Source organism: Micromonospora sp. NPDC023814 (assembly GCF_040639595.1).
Lineage (GTDB): Bacteria > Actinomycetota > Actinomycetes > Mycobacteriales > Micromonosporaceae > Micromonospora.
Genome location: NZ_JBFAAF010000010.1, coordinates 123,357 through 139,061, shown reverse-complemented (window position 1 = coordinate 139,061; position 15,705 = coordinate 123,357). Strand labels below are relative to the sequence as shown.

Here is a 15,705-nt window from a genome sequence, read left to right as displayed (position 1 = left end):
GCTCCACGATCGACGGCGTTCCGCACACCCAACCATGATCCAACCCGAACGCCCCAGGTCAAGCCGACCCGCCGACGAGCACCTGACCAGTCACGCGAGGGGTTGCCGGGTGCGGCTGCATGAGGCAGGCATGCCGCGACAGGTAGCGGGCTCTGTCCCTTCCACGTGTTCGGCGAGAATGTCGAAGTGCCTGACCTTGTATGGGACGAAGTCAAGAACTTCTTCGATCCGAACCTGACGGGTTCCTTGCCGGACCTGCGTGTTGAAGATGCCTCGGTCGAGGACTGGCAGGCGCTGTTCGACTTGGTCCAGACGCAGGGTTGGAGGTGGGAGTATTCAGAGGGCGACGTCGTCCTACCGCTTCCGCCAGCAGCCGCCGTGGTGGCGCGCCCCGCTGACGCTGAGACGCCCACGTTGCGCGTGTGGCCTGCCGTTGACGTCCTGGTGATCTTCCGTCTCTATGCGGTGGCTGAGATCGACTTCGACGTAAACCTGCGGGAGTTGCAAGGCCAGGAGCGGCTGGACATCTTGTGTGGGTTTCTTGCAGTGATCGGGCGCAGACTCGGTAAACCGGTCTTGATGGCTCCCGAGAGCGACTACCACCATCCAGTCCTCGGGTTCGACGTAGAAGCAGATGGCGTGGTGCTGCTGGCCGATCCACGGTTGCCCTAGCAACGCCGGGGCCGGGCAGCAGCCCAAGTGGTAGAGGCAGCCGGGAGGCAGCCAGGACCAGCAGCGCGTGGTAAGAGACGACACGAGCTAGTAGAGAAGCCGCGTTCTACAGCGCAAGACGGGACCAAAGGGCACCCAGGGATGCCCGGTACCCGCGTTCACACCGAAGAGGTCGGCGTGGCTGTCGCTGCCAACGTCAGTGCTCCCCCGCCGCTCGGAGGACATGGCCTGGCTCTACGTCAGACCCTGCCACGTCAGGCAGTACGAGGGACGCGGTGCCGCCTCGCGAGTGCAGTTCAACGAAGGCGCGGGTTGTAGCCACGACGTTGCCGTCACACAGCACCTCCACCATGTCGCCTTGGCGCAGCCCGGTCGGACTACAAGACCCGGACACGATCACTGGGCGGCCCGTGACGTTGAAAACCTGGGAGATCACCATCTCGAAGCGCGGTTCCGGCACCAGCCGAGTGTAGGAACGGCTGGGGCGCAGATGGGGCACAAGACAACGTGAACGTCGGCAAACCTGTCGACCAGGCCGATGCAGGTCACGGGATGCCCCATCTAGGTTCCGCTTCAACGTCTGACCATCGTTACCGAGTTGCTACCTCGATTGAAGCGGCTTGGCGGTGCTGGGTTCGCGTCTCTTATCAGTGACGTGCCTGGTCGGTACCGTAGGCGCAGCGGCCGTCGGGCCGTTGCTGCATCCCGCGCTATGAGGAGGTTCGGGATGGACGCGATGCCGGAGCTGACCTTCGGGCAGCGCCTCAAGGTCTACCGCGAACGGTCCGGCAAGACCCGGGCTGTACTCGGTGGGTTGGTCGGCCGTAGCGCGGAGTGGGTGAAGGCGGTGGAGACAGACCGCATCCTGCCGCCGCGCGTGCACATGTTGGACCGGATCGCCCGCGCGCTCAAGGTCGACGTGTCCGCTCTGGTCGGAGAGTTGAGCGAGCGATCGGCCGCCGTGAACGGGCCCGAGCATCCCGCATTGGCCTCTGTCCGCGACGCCGTGAACCGTCTCGTGCTACCAGGTGACGTGCCGCCCGAGTCGCTTAGCCGGATCAGGGAGCGGCTGGCGGCGGCGTGGCGGGCACGGCACCAATCGTCGGACCATCGCACGGTTCTGGGCGCACTGCTGCCGGATCTGCTGCGGGACGCGCACCGCGCCGCGTTGACGTATGAGGGTGTGGAGCGCCGGCAGGCTCAGGCTCTGCTGGCGGAGGCGCTGGGGCTGGCGCAGATGTTTCTGGCCTACCAGCCGGCGGCCGAGCTGCTGTGGCGGGTGGCCGACCGGGCGATGGTGGCCGCACAGGAGTCCGGTGATCCCGAGGCGTTGGCTCGCGCCGGGTGGTTCCTGTGCCAGGTGCACCGGGATGCCGGAGATTGGGATACCGCCCTCTCGGTGACCCTCGACATGGTCTCAGCCCTGAAGGCGTACATGGCCGACGCAGAATCGAACCTCCTTGCGCTCTGGGGTGCGCTGCAGTTCGAGGCCGCCTACGTTGCCGCTCGCGCTGGCGAGGAGGGACGCGCCTGGCGGTACTGGGACCGCGCGGACGAGGTGGCGCGGCGTCTGCCGCAGGACTTCTACCAGCCGCAGACGTCGTTCTCCCAAGTCATCATGGGGGCCCACGCGGTGACCGTGGCCGTTGAGCTGCACAAGCCCGGTGAGGCGGCGCGACAGGCGCGGCGTCACGAAGCCGCCACCATCCCGTCCAGGCCGCGTCGTGCCCGCCACCTCATCGAGGTCGCGCGTGCCCACTACGGCAAGAATGACAAGGAAGCCGCTGTGACGACACTTCGGCAGGCGTACGAGTCGGCTCCGGAGACGATCCGCTTCAACGGCTACGCCCGACAGATCACCCTGGATCTGCTCGACGGACCGCGCGTCACCCGGGACGACGCCCGCGACCTGGCATTGAAGGTCGGCCTGGTCGCCTGATCCGGGGGTAGGAACCTTACCCATTTCACCTCGCGACTTTACGTAGCGTCCTCGTCACGGATGCGGCGGGCGGAGCGATATCACCTGGCCGCCGTGTCCTTCCCTTCGGGGGTGGACGAGCTGCCCTCGCAATTGACGGGGAGGGCGCATGCGGCGCGTGTCATACGAGGAGTACGTCTCTGCTGCCGCCCTGACACTCGCCCGTCGCCATCGTCCCGTCTGGTCCTGGCGGCATTGGCGACGTATCTGCCGGTGCGGCGCGCACCTGCCTTGTCGGAGCCGTCACCGCATCCCGATTAACCGCGGTCACTGGCCCAGCCAGGACGGCCCGCGATGACCACCCACCGCCCGATCAAGCCGGCCTGGACGTGTGGCGGCTGTGCGGGGGCGTGGCCCTGTCAGACCCGGCGGCGGGAGCTGCGAGCCGAGTACGACCGCGCCCCGGTGTCGCTGGCCCTCTACCTGGCCGCCCAGTTCGTCGATGCCGCCCAGGACCTGGCTCACGTCCCCGCCGGCCACCTACACCACCGATTCCTCGGCTGGACCCGATGAGCATCCTGCGACCAGGCGACGAGAAGTTCCACTACAGCGACGGCTCCCACAAGTGGATTCCACCCGACCCGGACTACGACCAGGAGGTCTGGGACGAGCAGGTCCGCCAGCACAAGCAGGGCCACCTCAGGAACGAGCAACCCAAGGTCCGCATCCAGCGCCTCGTCTGATGCCAGCAGTACAGCAGTGGAGTACAGCAGCGGTGCCAGCCGAACCGAGCCGAGAAGCGCCTCAGCAGGCCGTTTGACCTCGCACCGAGCCCGATCCGGCCCGGTCGCCGAGAGTTCACACCGAAGAGGTCACTGGATCGATCCGAGTAACGCCCACACAGGCCGACGGCCACTCCCCGGAAACGGGGGGCCTTCTGCTGTCGTACAGCAGCGTGCCGACCTGGCATAACCGCAGCTCGACCCCGGCTGGCTGCAAGACTCGCAAGGGTGAGCAGCGACGGGGCGCGTTCAGGGAGGCGGCGACTGGAGCCGGCCGCGCCGGGGAGCAAGGTGACCCCGCTGGAACTCTTCTACGACCTGGTTTTCGTCTTCGCCTTTCTCAACGTGACGGCGACGAACGCCAAATACCTCACCCCGACCGCGTTGGTGAAGAGCCTTCTGATCCTGGCCCTGCTCTGGTTCGCCTGGACCACCTTCGTCGCGTTGGGCAACGTCGTACGCGTCGACCAGGGTGTCATGCCCCTGGTCGGGTTCGCGACCATGGTCGTCGTCTTCGTGCTGGCGGTGACGATCCCGGACGCCTTCTCGGACGCGCCGCACGGGCTGCCGGGAGACCTGGTCTTCGCCACCTGCTATTTCCTGCTACGGGCGCTGCAGGTGCTGGCCCTCTGGCACGCCGTGCGTGGCGACCGGCAGTTGCGCCGCCGGTGGTCGGGGCTCGTCGCGCCGGCGCTGGTCAGCACGGCGCTGCTGCTCGTCGCCGCACTCGTGCCGCAGCGGCTCTTCACCGGCACCGCCGAGTTCGGCGCCCGGGTCGGCCTGTGGCTGCTGGCCATCGCCGTCGAGTACACCGTCAGCGCGGTCGTCCGGACCGAGGGCCTGACCATCGTCTCGGCCGGGCACTGGGCGGAACGTCATGCCCAGATCGTCCTGATCGCGCTCGGCGAGTCGATCATTTCCCTCGGGACAGCTTCCAACCTCGCGGTGGGATGGCCGCCCACCTGGCCCATCATTCTCGCCTCCGCGCTCGGCATCGTCCTGATCTCGGCCCTCTGGTGGGTCTACTTCGACGTCCGCGCCATCGCCGCCGAACACATGCTGCACGGCGCCCGGGGCCGCACGCGGGCCGCGCTCGCGCGGGACGCCTACACCTACCTGCACCTGCCGATGATCGCCGGGATCATCCTGTTCGCCCTCGGGCTCAAGCGGGTCCTCACCAACATCGCCGAGCCCACGGTGCCCAGTTTCGAGGATGCGCTCAGCGGAGCCGAGGTCTACGTCCTGTACGGCGGAGTCATTCTCTACCTCCTGGCGGTGCAGGGCTTCGAGCGCCGCGCCGTCCGCCGGTCCGACTGGTTCCAGGTGACCAGGATCCTGCTCCTGACGGCGCTGATTCCGGTAGCTGACCGGCTGTCCGCCATCGCCGCACTGACCCTCCTGGCGCTGGTCGCCACCGCCCTGATCGTCGCGCAGAGCATCCGCACCCGACAGCTTCGTCGGCGCGTACGCACATCCAGGCTTGCCGAACAGCGGGGACTGGAGGCCGAGGAGACGACGTGGCGTCGCCGACACCGATGAACGCGCACGCTGTGACCGGAACAGGCGGCGTGCGGGTCGGGTGCCGGCGACGGCCTCGGCGCGTCGGAGCGCCCGCTCCTCAGCTCACCGCCTGCTTCACGAGCGCGCCGATCCTGGCCTCGACGTCGGTGGTCAGCTCGGCCAGCGCGAAATAGGTCGGCCACATGACGCCCTCGTCGAGGTTCGCCTCGTCACTGAAGCCGAGCACCGCGTACCGCGTCTTGAACTTCGCCGCGCTCTGGAAGAAGCAGACCACCTTGCCGTCGCGGGCGTACGCGGGCATCCCGTACCACAGCTTGGACGTGAGGACCGGCGCGTTGGCCTTGATCAGGGTGTGCAGGCGCTCGGCGATCACGCGGTCGGACTCCGACATCTCGGCGATCTTGGCGAGCACCTCGCTTTCCGTGTCGGCCTTGGCGCCCCGCCGAGCGCCCTTCTTCAGCTCCTTGGCGCGCTCCTTCATCGCGCCGCGCTCCTCGTCGGTGAAACCGTCGTACTTCTCGCCGTTCGCGATGGTGGTCTTCGTCGTGGTCGACATGACAACGTCCTCTCGGTGACGTGTGGGCTTCGGGCGGTACTGGTCGGTGGAGCCCTCTCCGGGGCCGACTTCCACCGGTTGGTTCAGCGTCGACCGGTCTCTTCGGCCTTGATCAGCAACGAGGTCACCAGGTGCCCGCCTGCTGGCGGGTCGGCGCGTTGAGCCGGTTGAAGGCGTTGGTGATCGCGATGTTGAGCAGCAGCGCGGCCAACTCCTTCTGGTCGAAGTGCGTGGCGGCCACGTCCCACACCCGGTCCGGCACCGGGTCCGGCTGGTCGGCGAGCCGGGTCACCGCCTCGGTCAGGGCCAGCGCGGCGCGCTCCTCGTCGCTGAACCAGGGCGTCTCCCGCCACGCGGCGACGGCGTGCACCTGGTCTGCGCTCGCGCCGTGCTGGCGGGCATGGTGGACGCCCCCGGCCACACACGGGCCGCAGCCGTTGATCTGGCTGGCCCGCAGGTGGCTCAGCGCCAGCAGCTTGCCGTCGACCCCGGCGCCCGCGATGGCTCTGTTGACCGCCATCAGGGCCTCCATCGCCTCGGGGATCAGAACCGCCGGGTTCGGCATGCGCTCGGTCGACATCGCCTCTCCTTCGTCGTGGGTGTCTCTGACAGGAGTCATCCGACCATCGGCGCGCCGGGGACTGCGCGGTCCGTGGGACACCATGGGACACGAAGAACGTGGTCCAGCAGCGCAAACGCATCGTCGACCCGGGCCCGTGGTGCGGGACGGTACGGTGTTGCGCGTGTCCAGCCCCCAGGAGCGACTGGTGGCTCAGCTCGCCCGGCTCAAGGAGCTGAGCGGGCTCAGCCTGCGCGCCCTCGCCCGCCAGGCTGGTCTGAGCAGCTCGTCGCTGTCGCGGTACCTGACCGGTCAGCTCGTGCCGCCGTGGGAGGCCGTCGTGGCGCTGTGCCGGGCGGTGGGCCGCGACCCCCGGCCACTGCGCGCCGTGTGGGCCGAGGCGGCCAGGGCCGGTGCGGCGCCCGCCCCGCGCCGCAACGATCTGCCGGCCGACCTGTTCGACTTCACCGGCCGGGAAGCGGAGTCCGCGCTGGTCGAAGAGCTGCTGCACACCACCGGCGCGGTCGCGATCGATGGCATGGCGGGCGTGGGCAAGACCAGCCTGGCCGTGCATGTGGCCCATCGGCTCGCCCCTACGTATCCGGACGGCGGGCTCTACCTCGACCTGCACGGCTTCACCCCCGGCCAGGAGCCGCTGGAGCCGCAGGCCGCGCTGGGCCGGCTGCTGGGCGCGTTGGACGTGACGCACCTCCCGGCCGGCGCCACCGAACGCGCGGCGCTCTGGCGGTCGGAGCTGTCCCGCCGGCGGGCTCTCGTCGTGCTCGACAACGCGGTCGACGCGGAACAGGTGCGCCCGCTGCTGCCCGGCGCCGGGAAGTCCGCGGTCCTGGTCACCAGCCGCCACCGGCTGGTCAGTCTGGACGGGGTGCCGCCGGTGTCCCTGGAGCCGCTGACCAACGACGACGCGGCGCACCTGTTCGGCCGGGCGGCCGGGCTCGCGCTCGCCGAAGAGGAAGCGGTCAGCCAGGTGCTGCGGCAGTGCGGCGGGCTCCCCCTGGCGCTACGGATGGCGGGCGCCCGGCTTCGCCACCGCCCGGGCTGGACGGTGGCGGTGCTGGCCGAGCGGCTGCGCGACACCGCCAACCGCTTCGACTCGGTGTTCGGCATGTCGCTCCGGCAGCTCGACGCGGTCCAGCGCCGCGTGTTCCGGCTGCTGGGCGTCCTGCCGGGCGCCGACTTCGACGCGGCGGTGGTGGGCGCGCTCACCGACCTGCCGCCCGACCGGATCGGCGCGGCGCTGGAGGAGCTGGTCGACGCCCACCTGGTCCAGGAGCCCTCGCCCGGGCGGTACCGGATGCACGACCTGATTCGGCAGTACGCGGCGGACATCGCCGCCGAGGAGGAGCCACAGGCCGACGCCGCCCTGCGCCGGGTCCTCAGGCACTGTCTGGCGCAGGCGGTCGCCCACGATCAGATCCTGCCCTCGCCGTACCGCAAGGAGCCCTCGCCGGGAGATCCGGCGAAGGCCATGGCCTGGTTCGACCTCGAGTACGTCAACCTGGTGGCCTGCTTCGACGCCGCCGTGCGGCTCGGCGTGGACGAGGTGGTGGCCGAACTGCCGCAGGCCATGCGGGTGTGGTTCTTCCGGCACCGCGGAACCGACGACCAGGCGCGCCTGCTCGAAGCGGCCGCCGCCGCCGCGGCACGTCTCGGCCGCGACCAGCAGCGGGCCTCGCTGCTCGCGGACCTCGGCTACGCCTGTGCTGCCGCCGGCCGCCTCACCGAGGCGCTCTCCGCCTATGAACAGGCGGAGCAGGCAGGGCCGGACGACGACATCGCGGCTGCCCTGGCGCTGCGCACCGGCCTCGTGCGTCGGGATCTCGGTGAACTCGAAGCGGCGCAGGCGCACTTCCGGCGGGCACGCGAGCTGTTCGAGAAGATCGGGCGCCGTGCCGGGCAGTCCCAGGCGTTGGCCTTCGACGGATGGGTGACACTTCACCTCGGGCGGCACCGTGAAGCCGTCGAACTCGCCCGGGCATCCGTCGCCCTGGCGGACGGGCCCGCACAGATCACCGGGCTGGTCACCCTCGGTGTCGCACTGGCACCCGACGATCCGACGGAGTCGCTGCGAACGCTGCACGACGCGTTACGGCTGTCTGAGCAGAACAATCTTCAACACAACCAGGCGTGGTGCCACAACTATCTCGGTGTCGCGCTGCGGGTCATGGGTTCACCCGAGAGGGCGCTCGAACACCACCGGCGGGCCTTCGAACTGCTGGAGCCGCTGGCCGAGGTGCAGCTGGAGATCGACTTCCTGCACACCTACGCCGAGACGTGCCGCGCGGCGGGCCGCCATGACGAGGCGCTGGCGCTGCTCGACCGGACCATCGAGTTCGCGCGTGCCCTGGGTCGGCCGTACGACGAGAAGCGCGCCCGGGCGGCGCGGGAGATCGTGCGCGCCGCACGCTGAGCCATCGCCACCGTCCGTACGCCGACGGCCTGCCCGGCCGGCCCGGAGGATGGCGGACCGGCCGGGTGGGTCGTGCTGTCAGTAGGCGTAGGTGCCGGAGATGGTGACGTTGGGGCAGTTGTTGGCCCAGTCGGTCAGGGCGCTCTTCTCGGCGCTGTCGACGGTGAGCCGCCAGCGGATCTTCACCGCGACCCACTCGTTGATGTAGCGGCAGCGGGCGGAGGGGTAGGGCGGCATCCAGGTGGCGGGGTCCTGGTCCCCCTTGGCCTGGTTGACGTTGTCGGTGACGGCGACCAGGGCCCGGCTGTCGCCCAGGTCGTTGGCGAAGGCCTGGCGGCGGCTGCTCGTCCAGTTGCGGGCTCCGGAGTCCCAGGCTTCGGCGAGGGCGACCATGTGGTCGATGTCGAGGTCGCTGGTGAGGGTCCAGTAGGCGTCGTCGTAGTAGGAGTACCAGCGGCCACCGGACAGGGTGCAGGTGCCGCTGATGCTCGGCCTGGTGGTGGCCTCGGCGATGAGGACCTCGTTGCGGGTGTGGCAGCCGTCCCCGTCGGCGTCGATCCAGTGTCGGAACAGGTCGCGGCTGTAGCCGGTGCGTACCTCGGTGGCGACCGGGAGGTTGGCGACGGCGGTGGTGAGGGAGGCGGAGTAGCTGGCGGCCCAGGCCGGCTGGGCGAGGCCGAGGGTGGCGGCCAGGATCGCGGCGAGGCTGACGGCGGTTGCGCGTAGGCTGCGGGTCATGGTGCTCCGTCCGGGTGAGAGCAGGTGGTTACTGTTCTCATATAGACAGAGTTGAAAGTGATCGTCCAGATCGATATCCGTGAACAGCCGGTGACCGTTGCCCGATCCAGGGAAACAACGCGTAGCTGTAGGGGGACGTACCCCGCCGGCACCACCGGTCAGTAGACGACGCTGTACCAGTGCGCGGTCTCGCCGGGGATCGGTGCCAACCGCACCTCGGTGCCGCCGGGGTGGTCGAACATGCGTACCCCGTCGCCGAGCAGCACCGGGGCGAAGAACATCAGGACCTCGCCGAGCAGCCCGGCCTCGATGCCACGCCGAGGGCGGGGTACACGGCGCGGACACCCCTCATTCTCCGACGGGTCAAGGCCCTCACCTACCGGCCCCGCTGACGCGGCGGGCTCGGCGCCCGCGTCTTGCCCGCGTCTGCCATGCTCTGGACGGTGACCACCGGCCACCCGACCAGTCCCCGCAGCCGCAGCCGCAAGGGCAGCCGCCGCCGCGTCCGGAGCCGTACCGCCCGCAGGGCCATCCTGCTCGGCGCGGTCGCTGCCGTCGCCGCCATCGTCGTCGTCCTCGCCGTGGTCGTCGTGCCGTTGCTGCGGCCGCCCGGTCCGCGCCCGCTCTTCCAGCTCCCCGTCGCCTGCGGCGAGACCTGGCAGCTCGGCACCTACCCCGGCCATGACGACTACGACGTCGACCTGTTCCCCACCGAGGGCGAGGCGTGGGGGCGACCGGTGCTCGCGTCCTACGCCGGCACGGTCACCGTGGCCGGGATCAACGGGTCGCTGGGCGGCCGCACCCCCGACAACCCGAACGGCCCGCGCGGTCGCGGCGGCGGTTACTGGGTGAAGATCGACCACGGCGGCAGGTGGGAGACGCAGTACCTGCACCTGCTCGAACCGCCCCTGGTGCGGGAGGGGCAGCGGGTCGCCCAGGGCGAGCAGATCGGGCGGCTCGGCAGCACCGGCAACTCGGGTGCGCCACACCTGCACTACGAGCAGCGCCGGGGCTGGGAGAAGGTCGAGAGCCACTTCGACGGCGAGCCGTCCGGCATCACCCACGACGATACCGAATACACCGTCAGGCGTACGAGCAACAACTGCGCCCCCGGGCAGCGGTAGCCGCTGTGCCGGTGCGGTGATTCGCTGCCGGAGCGTCGTACGCGGCTGGCATGCTGGCCGGCGTGACGCCGTTGAGGATCATCAAGGGTGATGCGACCAGTCCCCAGGCCAAGGGCCCGAAGGTGATCGCGCACATCTGCAACGACCTCGGCGGCTGGGGCAAGGGCTTCGTGGTGGCGATCTCCCGCCGCTGGCCCCAGCCCGAACGCGACTACCGCGACTGGCACCGACACCGCGCGGGCAACGACTTCGCCCTCGGCGCGACCCGCCTGGTGCGGGTCACGCCGGACGTGTGGGTGGCGAACATGGTCGGCCAGCGCGGCATCAGGACCGGCAGCGGCGGCCCGCCCATCCGCTACGACGCCGTCGAACGCTGCCTGACGTCGCTCGCCGACCAGGCACAGGCGTTGGGGGCGTCGGTGCACATGCCGCGGATCGGCTGCGGGCTCGCCGGCGGCACCTGGAGTCGGATGGAACCCGTCATCGAGCGCACCCTCTGCGCGCGTGACGTCGCCGTGACGGTGTACGACCACGGGTGACGGCCCCGCCGACCGGGGGCCGGTCGCGCCGGGCGCCGTGTCCGGCGGCAGGAAGGCGAGGCCCGACGCTCGCCTCCCGACGAGGGCCGCCCTCCCGGCCCAGCGGAGGACGGCCCTCGTCGCGGACGGAGGGGTCAGGCGATCGAGGCGGGGAACCTCTCCCACACCCGGTGTGCCGCCGTCAGCTGCTGCACCGAGGCGAAGACGTCCGCGCCGGAGTCGCCCGTGACGACGCCGGGCGTGCCGGTCACCCCCGCCTGCCGCAGCACCGCGCCGCCGGCGCCCCACGCGCCGATCGCCTTGGCGTGCCGCCAGCACTCCTCGACCAGGAGCAGCACGCGCGGATCCACCGTCACCGAGTCCGCCGCGCCCGCCTTGGCGTCGCGGGCGGGCAGCGCGTCCGCCGCCGGTGCCGGCGCCCCGGCGACCAGGAGCACGTCGAACTCGACCGACCGGGCGGTGGCGAACGTCCGCTGCACGGGCAGGTCTCCGACCACGCCGCCGTGCGGAGCGACCAGGAGCGGCACCATGCCGGCGGTGAACGCCGCCCGGCGCACGTGGCCGACGTCGCCGAGGTCGGCGGGGTCGACGACGATTCCCACCATCCGCCCGTCGGCCGGCCACTGCCGGCCGACCTGCGACAGCGCGGGGCTGGGCGCGACGTCGGCGAGGGGCACGGTCGGTTCCGGCGTGGGAAGGCCCAGCCCGGTGGCGACCTCCGCACACAGCGTCGGGTCGATGTTGGCGAGGGACCTGAGCTGCCTCTCCCTGATCGCCTGGTGGTAGCACTTGCCGAGTTCGAAGGTGTAGGCGCGGACGATGTGCTCCTTCTCGACCGGCGACATGCTCAGCCAGAACAGGCGGGCCTGGCTGAAGTGGTCGTCGAACGAGACGGGGTTGGCGCGTACCTTGGGCGCCTCCGCCACCGTCACCGGCACGTCGACGAACGCGTCCTCGCCGTCACCCGCCGGGAAGGGGTTGCCGCCGTCGAGCGAGTTCGGCCGGTACGGGGCGACCCCCGCGTGGACGGCGTGCTGGTGGAAGCCGTCGCGCAGCATGTCGTTGACCGGGGCGTGCGGGCGGTTGACCGGGATCTGCGAGAAGTTCGGGCCGCCCAGCCGAGTGAGCTGCGTGTCGACGTACGAGAACAGCCGGCCCTGCAGCAGCGGGTCGTTCGTGACGTCGATGCCCGGCGGCAGGTGGCCGGGGTGGAAGGCGACCTGCTCGACCTCCGCGAAGAAGTTCGTCGGCGTCCGGTTGAGGACCAGCTTCCCGACCGGCTGCACCGGTGCCAGCTCCTCCGGCACGATCTTCGTCGGGTCGAGCAGGTCGATCCCGGCGAAGGTCTCCTCCGGGGTGTCGGGGAAGACCTGGAACCCGAGTTCCCACTCGGGGAACGCGCCGGCCTCGATCGCGTCGTACAGGTCCCGGCGGTGGAAGTCCGGGTCCACGCCGCCCAGCATCTGCGCCTCCTCCCAGGTCAGGGAGTGCACGCCCAGCCTGGGCTTCCAGTGGAACTTGACCAGCGCCGTCTCGCCGGCGTCGTTGACGAGCCGGAAGGTGTGGACGCCGAAGCCCTCCATCATGCGGTACGAGCGCGGGATGCCGCGATCGGACATGTTCCACATGGTGTGGTGCTGCGCCTCGGTGTGCAGGGAGACGAAGTCCCAGAAGGTGTCGTGCGCGCTCTGGGCCTGCGGGATCTCGCGGTCGGGGTGCGGCTTGCCGGCGTGGATGATGTCGGGGAACTTGATGGCGTCCTGGATGAAGAACACCGGGATGTTGTTGGCGACGAGGTCGAAGGTGCCCTCGTCGGTGTAGAACTTCGTCGCGAAGCCGCGGGTGTCGCGGACGGTGTCGGCCGAGCCGCGCGAGCCGAGGACGGTGGAGAACTGGACGAAGACGTCGGTCGTCCGGCCCTTCCTCAGGAAGCTGGCCTTCGTCACCCCGTCGGCGGTGCCGTAGCCGGTGAACACGCCGTGCGCCCCGGCCCCGCGCGCGTGCACGACGCGCTCGGGGATGCGCTCGTGGTCGAAGTGCGTGATCTTCTCGCGCAGGTGGTGGTCCTGGAGCAGGACCGGGCCGCGCGGTCCGGCCTTCAGCGAGTGGTCCGGTCGCGGAGCCGCGCGCCCTGCGAGGTGGTGAGAAAGGCACCCTGCTGACCCTTCGCGGTCGGCGGCGCGCCGGTCGTCGCGCCGGTCGGCGTACGGGTCTCGGGAGCCCCCTGCTCCTTCTTCGGCGGCAGCGGGTCGTGCGGCGTGGTCGGTTCCCCGACCGTCGGTGGGGCGCTGCCCGGTGCGCCGGGGACATCCGGGGTCAGGACGTCGGCCACCTTCCCCGCGGCGGCCTCCACGACATCCTTGACCGCCTTGGCGGGCTTGCTGGAATCCATCTGGGCGGGTCCTTCCATGGAGCGGACATGAGCAGGCCCCTGCGCCCCTACCCCCAGTTGAGCGGGCAAAACGGACCGATGTCCCGCCCGGCCGGGCCGGCACGCGCGGTACGCCCCTGAACGACGGTGTCCTGCGCGTCGGCCCGGCCGACGTCACGGTCGAGGGGTGGCCGGGCCTTGGTCCGACCTGTCCCGGCGGGGCGACGGCTCACGCTGCCAGCACCGCCCGTTCCGACACTGTCGAGCTGCCCCACCGGGTGGGGCAGCAGGCACCACGAGGCCCAGCGCACCGGTTGTCGACTGCCCGGGCCCTGGCGGCTGCGGCCCCGGCGGCTGCGGCCCGGCGCTTGCGGACCGGGCGGCGTAGAGGTCCGGTCTCATGGACGGGGCAGCTCGACAGCGCGCCGCGGGCGCACCCCGCACCCGGCTGGGCGGCGTCGGCCGTCAGCAGGGCGGGTGTCACCCAGGAGGCGGGTGGGCGGTCCGACCTCTGTCGCGCCGGCCGGCCCGGGAGCGGAGACGTCCCGGCGGCGGTGAGCGCGGATCGCGAGGATGCCTCTACGATTCGGCGTATGGCGCTGCTGCACCGGGCGGAACTGCACCCGTCGAAACTGGAACTCCTGGCCGCGTGGCTGCCCGGCCGGCCGTGGTACCAGGGGCCCGACGACGCCGACGTCGTCCGCGTGGCGGCCTACCGGTTCGACGACCCGGCCGGCGAGGTCGGCATCGAGACGATGCTCGTCCGGGCCGGCGACGGGCCGGTCCACCAGGTTCCGCTCACGTACCGGGGCGCTCCCCTGGACGGCGGCGACGAGTGGCTGGTCGGCACCACGGAGCACTCGGTGCTCGGCTGCCGCTGGGTGTACGACGCCTGCGGCGACCCCGTCTACGCCGCGGCGCTGGCGGGCGCCGTGCTCGCCGGCACCGGTCAGGCGGAGGAGTTCATCGAGATCGACGGCCGGCTGGAACGCCGCGAGCCCAGCATGACCATTACCGGCGGCGGCACGCCCGGTGGCGACGCCCCGGCGGTGGGCGCGCTGCGGCAGGTGGTGCCGGACGACCCGACGCTCATCGTCACGGATGCCGTCGACCTGGTCGTCGTGCGTCGCCTCGACGGCGGGAGCCGGCCGGAGGGCGCCACGCTGACCGGCGCCTGGGCGGGCCAGCCGACTCCGCTGCCGTTGGCGTACGCCCGGCCGCGCTGACGCCCACCGGCGCACCCGTCGGCCCCGGCCCCGGTGCCGAGCGCGTCGGGCGTCGGGCGTCGGCGTGACGGAGGCCACCGGCCGCGCCGCCCGGACCGGCCCGGACGGGAACTATGGTCGGGGCCATGACCTCGGACGACGGCAGCCCCGACGACTGGACCACGCCCGGCACGTTCGAGGTCGCCCCCGGGGTCTGGCGCGTGCCGCTGCCGCTGCCCGATGACGGCCTGCGGGCGGTGAACGTGTACGTCCTGCGCCACGACGACGGTCTGGTGCTGGTCGACTCGGGGTGGGCGGTCGCCGGGGCGCGGGCCACCCTCGACGCGGCGCTGGAGGAGCTGGACTCGACGGTCAAGGACGTCCGCCGCTTCCTCGTGACGCACATCCACCGGGACCACTACACGCAGGCCGTGCACCTGCGCCGCGAGTTCGGCATGCGCGTGAGCCTCGGCGCCGGCGAGCGCCCGAGCCTCGAGGTCACCATGTCGCCGGAGCGGGACCCGCTCGCCGAGCAGCTCGACCGCCTACGGCTGCTCGGCGCGGGCGAGCTGGCCGACACCCTGGCGAGGATCACCCGGGGACGCGCCCCCGAAGAGGACTGGGAGCTGCCGGACGACTGGTTCCGCGGCGGCGACGAGGTCAGGCACGGCGACCGCATCCTGCACGTCGTCGAGACCCCGGGGCACACCCGCGGCCACGTCGTCTTCCACGACACCGGGTCGCGGCTGCTGTTCGCCGGCGACCACGTGCTGCCCACCATCACGCCGTCGATCGGGTTCGAGCCCGTGCTCTCCGCGAACCCCCTCGGCGACTTCCTCGGCTCGCTCGCGCTGGTGCGGCAGCGGCCCGACGCGCGGCTGCTCCCGGCGCACGGGCCGGTGACCCCGAGCGTGCACGCACGCGTCGACGAGCTGGTCGCGCACCACGGCGCGCGGCTCGACGAGACGGAGGGCGCCGTCGCCCGTGGCGCCCAGTCGGCGTACGAGGTCGCGTCGCGGCTGCGCTGGACCAGGCGGGAACGTGAGCTGGGCGACCTGGACGTGTTCAACCGGATGCTCGCCGTCACCGAGACCGCGGCGCACCTCGAGCTGCTGGTCGCGCAGGGGCGCCTGACCCGGGCCGACGTCGACGGGTTGCGCTGCTACGCGAGCGCCTGAACGTGGCGCGGAACCGCATCCCCGGCGCGCCTTAGGCTGTCCGCATGCCTACCCCGGCCCTGCCCGACGACCCGTCCGTGGCCGCAAGGAGCGGTACGGGGGTGTGGGGGC

The 15,705-nt window shown here is 71.2% G+C and carries 14 protein-coding genes and 1 pseudogene; 10 read left to right on the top strand and 5 right to left on the bottom strand.

What is annotated here, in order from left to right; genetic code table 11:
- Positions 1 to 186: 186 nt before the first annotated feature.
- The 5 genes from AB0G14_RS08080 to AB0G14_RS08060 all read left to right on the top strand — a co-directional run bounded on the left by AB0G14_RS08080 (position 187) and on the right by AB0G14_RS08060 (position 4,911).
- Positions 187 to 672 (top strand): hypothetical protein, encoded by a 486-nt coding sequence (locus AB0G14_RS08080; RefSeq protein ID WP_357694946.1) that lies wholly within the window; start codon positions 187 to 189, stop codon positions 670 to 672.
- 727 nt (positions 673 to 1,399) lie between these two features.
- Complete coding sequence (locus AB0G14_RS08075; RefSeq protein ID WP_357694930.1) at positions 1,400 to 2,611, top strand: helix-turn-helix transcriptional regulator; 1,212 nt, start codon at positions 1,400 to 1,402, stop codon at positions 2,609 to 2,611.
- Positions 2,612 to 2,944: 333 nt separating this feature from the next.
- On the top strand, positions 2,945 to 3,163 hold the full coding sequence (locus tag AB0G14_RS08070) for a flavin reductase (RefSeq protein ID WP_357694928.1): 219 nt from the start codon (positions 2,945 to 2,947) through the stop codon (positions 3,161 to 3,163).
- Positions 3,160 to 3,333 carry a hypothetical protein gene (locus AB0G14_RS08065; protein ID WP_350706644.1) on the top strand — a complete coding sequence of 58 codons (174 nt, stop codon included), beginning with the start codon at positions 3,160 to 3,162 and terminating at the stop codon, positions 3,331 to 3,333. Before AB0G14_RS08070 ends, AB0G14_RS08065 begins: the two co-directional genes overlap by 4 nt.
- Before the next feature lie 330 nt (positions 3,334 to 3,663).
- Positions 3,664 to 4,911, top strand: a complete 1,248-nt coding sequence (locus tag AB0G14_RS08060) for a low temperature requirement protein A (protein WP_357694926.1) — start codon at positions 3,664 to 3,666, stop codon at positions 4,909 to 4,911.
- Between the two features lie 79 nt (positions 4,912 to 4,990).
- Here the strand turns inward: AB0G14_RS08060 and AB0G14_RS08055 are convergent, their stop codons facing one another.
- Both AB0G14_RS08055 and AB0G14_RS08050 read right to left on the bottom strand, forming a co-directional pair.
- Positions 4,991 to 5,449: a DUF1801 domain-containing protein gene (locus AB0G14_RS08055; protein WP_357694924.1), complete on the bottom strand. Its 459-nt coding sequence runs from the start codon at positions 5,447 to 5,449 to the stop codon at positions 4,991 to 4,993.
- Positions 5,450 to 5,573: 124 nt separating this feature from the next.
- A complete protein-coding gene (locus tag AB0G14_RS08050; RefSeq protein ID WP_357694922.1) occupies positions 5,574 to 6,029 on the bottom strand; it encodes a carboxymuconolactone decarboxylase family protein in 456 nt (151 codons plus the stop codon).
- A gap of 163 nt (positions 6,030 to 6,192) precedes the next feature.
- On the opposite strand from AB0G14_RS08050, the gene AB0G14_RS08045 reads away from it, so the two are divergent.
- Positions 6,193 to 8,439 carry a helix-turn-helix domain-containing protein gene (locus AB0G14_RS08045; protein ID WP_357694920.1) on the top strand — a complete coding sequence of 749 codons (2,247 nt, stop codon included), beginning with the start codon at positions 6,193 to 6,195 and terminating at the stop codon, positions 8,437 to 8,439.
- Positions 8,440 to 8,517: 78 nt separating this feature from the next.
- Here the strand turns inward: AB0G14_RS08045 and AB0G14_RS08040 are convergent, their stop codons facing one another.
- Together AB0G14_RS08040 and AB0G14_RS08035 are read right to left on the bottom strand one after the other, a co-directional pair.
- Positions 8,518 to 9,177 carry an HNH endonuclease family protein gene (locus AB0G14_RS08040; RefSeq protein ID WP_357694918.1) on the bottom strand — a complete coding sequence of 220 codons (660 nt, stop codon included), beginning with the start codon at positions 9,175 to 9,177 and terminating at the stop codon, positions 8,518 to 8,520.
- Positions 9,178 to 9,335: 158 nt separating this feature from the next.
- Entirely contained in the window at positions 9,336 to 9,458 is a 123-nt protein-coding gene (locus AB0G14_RS08035) for a hypothetical protein (RefSeq protein WP_357694916.1), read from the bottom strand.
- Between the two features lie 162 nt (positions 9,459 to 9,620).
- Here AB0G14_RS08035 and AB0G14_RS08030 point away from each other — a divergent pair, with 162 nt between their 5' ends.
- Complete coding sequence (locus AB0G14_RS08030; protein WP_357694914.1) at positions 9,621 to 10,301, top strand: M23 family metallopeptidase; 681 nt, start codon at positions 9,621 to 9,623, stop codon at positions 10,299 to 10,301.
- A 62-nt stretch (positions 10,302 to 10,363) separates the two neighbouring features.
- The gene (locus AB0G14_RS08025; RefSeq protein WP_357694912.1) at positions 10,364 to 10,840 is read left to right on the top strand and encodes a macro domain-containing protein; all 477 of its coding nucleotides are present in this window, start codon (positions 10,364 to 10,366) and stop codon (positions 10,838 to 10,840) included.
- 134 nt (positions 10,841 to 10,974) lie between these two features.
- On the opposite strand, the pseudogene AB0G14_RS08020 reads toward AB0G14_RS08025, so the two are convergent.
- Positions 10,975 to 13,232 (bottom strand): annotated as a pseudogene (locus AB0G14_RS08020) (catalase).
- A gap of 572 nt (positions 13,233 to 13,804) precedes the next feature.
- Here AB0G14_RS08020 and AB0G14_RS08015 point away from each other — a divergent pair.
- Together AB0G14_RS08015 and AB0G14_RS08010 are read left to right on the top strand one after the other, a co-directional pair.
- Complete coding sequence (locus tag AB0G14_RS08015; protein ID WP_357694910.1) at positions 13,805 to 14,437, top strand: hypothetical protein; 633 nt, start codon at positions 13,805 to 13,807, stop codon at positions 14,435 to 14,437.
- Positions 14,438 to 14,562: 125 nt separating this feature from the next.
- On the top strand, positions 14,563 to 15,594 hold the full coding sequence (locus AB0G14_RS08010; RefSeq protein WP_357694908.1) for an MBL fold metallo-hydrolase: 1,032 nt from the start codon (positions 14,563 to 14,565) through the stop codon (positions 15,592 to 15,594).
- Positions 15,595 to 15,705: the final 111 nt, after the last annotated feature.